Origin of the sequence: Methanoregula sp., from assembly GCF_049686655.1 — an archaeon.
Classification (GTDB): Archaea; Halobacteriota; Methanomicrobia; order Methanomicrobiales; family Methanospirillaceae; genus Methanoregula.
In genome coordinates this window covers 1-3689 of the sequence record NZ_JBAVIG010000018.1, presented here as the reverse complement: position 1 = coordinate 3689, position 3689 = coordinate 1, and the positions used below count along the sequence as shown (strand labels likewise).

Here is a 3689-nt window from a genome sequence, read left to right as displayed (position 1 = left end):
GAAGAGCTCTTTGACAAAGTCTACGAGCGCATGTGCGAACTTACCCAGACCGAGCCGATCTGGCTTGCGGCAAAGGAGAACCGGAAATACCCGCACAACACGAACCCGGTGGTGAGCTGAAGATGACCTCAGGAGAAATTCTCGTCAAAGGCGGATTTGTCATCGACCCGACCCGTAAGATCGACGGCGACGCAGGAGATGTTGCCATCAAGGACGGCATGATTGTGGACAAAGTCAGCTCGTCCGCAAAGGTGATCGATGCAAAGGGCAAGATCGTCATGGCCGGAGGCGTGGACGTCCACTCCCACGTGGCAGGCCCCAAGGTGAATGTCGGGCGTCTGTTCAGACCTGAGGACAAACTCCTGTCAGGAACCTGCAGGAGCGCAATGGCGCAGCAGAACGGCTACCGCATGGAATCCGGCTTCTCGATCCCGAGCACCTTCAAAACCGGCTACGACTATGCCCGGATGGGCTACGGTTTTGTCATGGAAGCCGCGATGCCCCCGATCCACTCCCCCCACGTACACGAGGAGATCCACGACACCCCGATCATCGATGAGGCAGCGCTCCCCGTCTTCGGCAACAACTGGTTCGTCATGGACTACTTGAAGAAAGGCGAAGTCGAGAACACGGCATCCTATATCGCCTGGCTCCTCAAGGCCACGAAAGGCTACGGCGTCAAGGTCGTTAACCCCGGCGGCACGGCCGCCTGGGGCTGGGGGCTCAACTGCCTCAGCCTCGACGATATCGTCCCGTACTTCGAGATCACCCCCCGTGAGATCATCAAGGGCCTTCTCCAGGCAAACGAGTATCTCGGGCTCCCGCACTCGATGCACATTCATCAGAACGATCTCGGAAACCCCGGTAATTATAAAGGCACCATCGACTCGCTGAAGATTTCTGAAGGTGTCAAGGCTAAGAACAAGTTCGGACGCGAGCAGGTCATGCACTCCACCCACCTCCAGTTCCACTCGTACGGCGGCGACAGCTGGGGAACCTTCTGCTCGAAGGCAAAAGAGGTCATGGACTACGTCAACAAGAACAAGGGTCTCACGATTGACCTCGGTTGTGTGACCCTTGATGAGACCACGACCATGACTGCCGATGGTCCATTCGAACACCACCTCCACAGCCTCAACCATCTCAAATGGTGCAATGTGGATGTCGAGATGGAAACTGCCGCAGGAGTCGTTCCGTACATCTACAGCAAGGATGTTCTCCCCAACGCGATCCAGTGGGCAACAGGTCTTGAACTCGCTCTCTATGCAAAGGACATGAACCGAACCTTCCTCACCACCGACCACCCCAACGCAGGACCGTTCACCCGGTATCCCCGTGTCATCAAGTGGCTTATGAGCATGAAATCACGTGAAGCCGTGCTTGCCACTATGAAGAATACAGACAAGGTGATCGATGCAACGACAATCCACAACATCGACCGCGAACTCACCCTCTTCGAGATCGCCCAGATGACCCGGTCAGGCCCGGCAAAATGTCTAGGCCTTGGCAATCTCTACGGCGGCCTTGCACCCGGCATGATCGCCGATGTCGCAGTCTTCGACCTCAACTACAAGAACATGCCGAGCGACGCCGAGAAGATCGAGTCTGCATTCCAGCGGGCAGCCTGCTTCATCAAGTCCGGTGAAATTGTTGTCAAAGACGGCGAAATTGTCGGCCACGGCCACAAGAAGACAGTCTGGGTCAACGTCAATATGCCCGAGAACCCGCAGGTAAAGCGCGACATCACACAGAGCTTTACCAAGGACTACACGGTCCAGCTCGAGAACTACTCGGTCAAGGATTACCTTGCCCCCCACCCGTTCGTCATCAATGTAGATGTGGAGGCCTGAGGTGCAATTATGGCAACAGTAACCCTCAAACCCACGAAAGTCCCCGAGCTGATACTCGAGGGCTACAGTATAACACCCGACGCATTCGCGGGAAAGACTTCAGCCCAAATCACCGAACTCCCGGGCCACGAAGGCAAGATCCATGTCAAACTCGGGGACTTCTTCACCGTCAGCGGTGAGGCCGGTGCAACCGCAGCAGACACAAATATCGTGATTGCCGGCGATGCAACCCGCGTGAAATACATCGGCTCCAAGATGACCGCCGGGACGGTTACCGTCAACGGCAATGCGGATATGTATGTCGGGGGCTGGATGAAAGGCGGAAAAGTCCACGTTACCGGCAACGTAGACTCCTTCTGCGGGATCCAGATGGAAGGTGGGGATATCCTCGTTGACGGGGATGCCAAAAACCATGTCGGTTGTGCATACCGCGGCGACTGGAGAGGCATGAAGGGCGGCACGATCCGGATTAAGGGCAGTGCCGGTAACGACATCGGCACCTTCATGCTCGGTGGCACGATCATCATCGAGAAGAACGCGTTCATCCACGTCTCTACCCATGCAGAGGGCGGCACCGTTATCGTCAAGGGTGATGTTGAGGGCCGTGTCGGTGGCCAGATGGTAAAGGGCGACATGTACGTGCTCGGTACTATCAAGTTCATGATGCCGGGTTACCAGAAGGTGGACCGGGTCGAGAAGGAGATCGACGGCTCAAAGTTCACCTTCGACCACTACATTGGCGATCTCGGCGAGCGCCACCCCAAGAGCAAGGGCCAGGTCGTCTACGCGAACCTGTACCTGAAGGCGGCATGATCAGGCCAAATACATCACAAGCGTCACGCACAGACGGCCGGACCGGCCACCCGTTTATTTTTAATCATTATCGGAAACAGATGTTCCCGAGGATCCTATGAACGATATTGGCAATGCATTCATCAAAGGGACGCGGTACCCGGATTATTCCACGGTTGACCTCGTCCTGCGTGTCCCGGAACCGCCCCACGAACTCCCGGTCCGGGAAGGGCAGACCGTCATCAAACTCCCCAGCCCGAAACGGTTCAAAGTACCGGAGACATCAGTCCGTTCTGCCATCGACAGCTGGGAACCGGTCGGGTTCTTTTCCCGTTCATCCCTCAGTCTGAAGGAACTCTCGTACCTCCTCTGGTGCACGCAGGGATTCAAGCGGATGGTGGCGGAGACGATCCAGCTCCGGAACGTGCCATCAAGCGGCTCCCGGTACCCGCTGGAGACCTACTTTATCACCGGAGAGATCGATGGCCTTGAAACCGGGCTCTACCGCTACCTCCCGAAATCCAACAGTATCGTGGCCGAACGCCTCGATTCCGGCCTCCCGCGTGAGATGAGCACGGCAAGCATGAACTTCAAGGTTGTCACCCGGGCTGCGGTCACCTTCCTCTGGGTTGCGGTTCCTTACCGCTCCGTGTGGGCGATAGGTAACCGCGGGTACCGCAGCGTCCTCATCGAAGCCGGGCACACCTGCCAGAACCTGATCATGGCAGCAGCCTGCTTTGGCTTCGAGGTCTATCCCATCGACATGTTCCACGACGAGATGATAGCAAAACTCGCGAACCTCGATATGGAGACCCAGTGGCCCGTCTACATTGCTGCTGTGGGAAAAGCCGGGCAGAATGTGACGCTGGTCTAGGGCCCCCGTTTTTTATGTGAAAACAGGGTCTCCTTTTTGAACATACTTGTATAGTGCCAGAGTTTCTGTCCTAAAACAGTGACAGTATTTATGTCCGCTTTCAAGAGCACCGAAGAGGTGCTTGCGGGTGAAAGCGACCATGGAAATCAGAACCAAATCAGTCGTATTCTATG

The 3689-nt window shown here is 56.2% G+C and carries 3 protein-coding genes; all 3 read left to right on the top strand.

Annotated elements, in window-relative coordinates; genetic code table 11:
- Positions 1-122: 122 nt before the first annotated feature.
- The 3 genes from WBL42_RS02090 (at position 123) to WBL42_RS02080 (ending at position 3516) form a co-directional block, all read left to right on the top strand.
- On the top strand, positions 123-1850 hold the full coding sequence (locus WBL42_RS02090; RefSeq protein ID WP_424719605.1) for a formylmethanofuran dehydrogenase subunit A: 1728 nt from the start codon (positions 123-125) through the stop codon (positions 1848-1850).
- Between the two features lie 9 nt (positions 1851-1859).
- Positions 1860-2663, top strand: coding sequence for a formylmethanofuran dehydrogenase subunit C (locus WBL42_RS02085; protein ID WP_424719604.1), 804 nt, complete (start codon positions 1860-1862; stop codon positions 2661-2663).
- A gap of 97 nt (positions 2664-2760) precedes the next feature.
- Entirely contained in the window at positions 2761-3516 is a 756-nt protein-coding gene (locus tag WBL42_RS02080; protein ID WP_424719603.1) for a SagB/ThcOx family dehydrogenase, read from the top strand.
- The last annotated feature ends 173 nt before the right edge of the window (positions 3517-3689 follow it).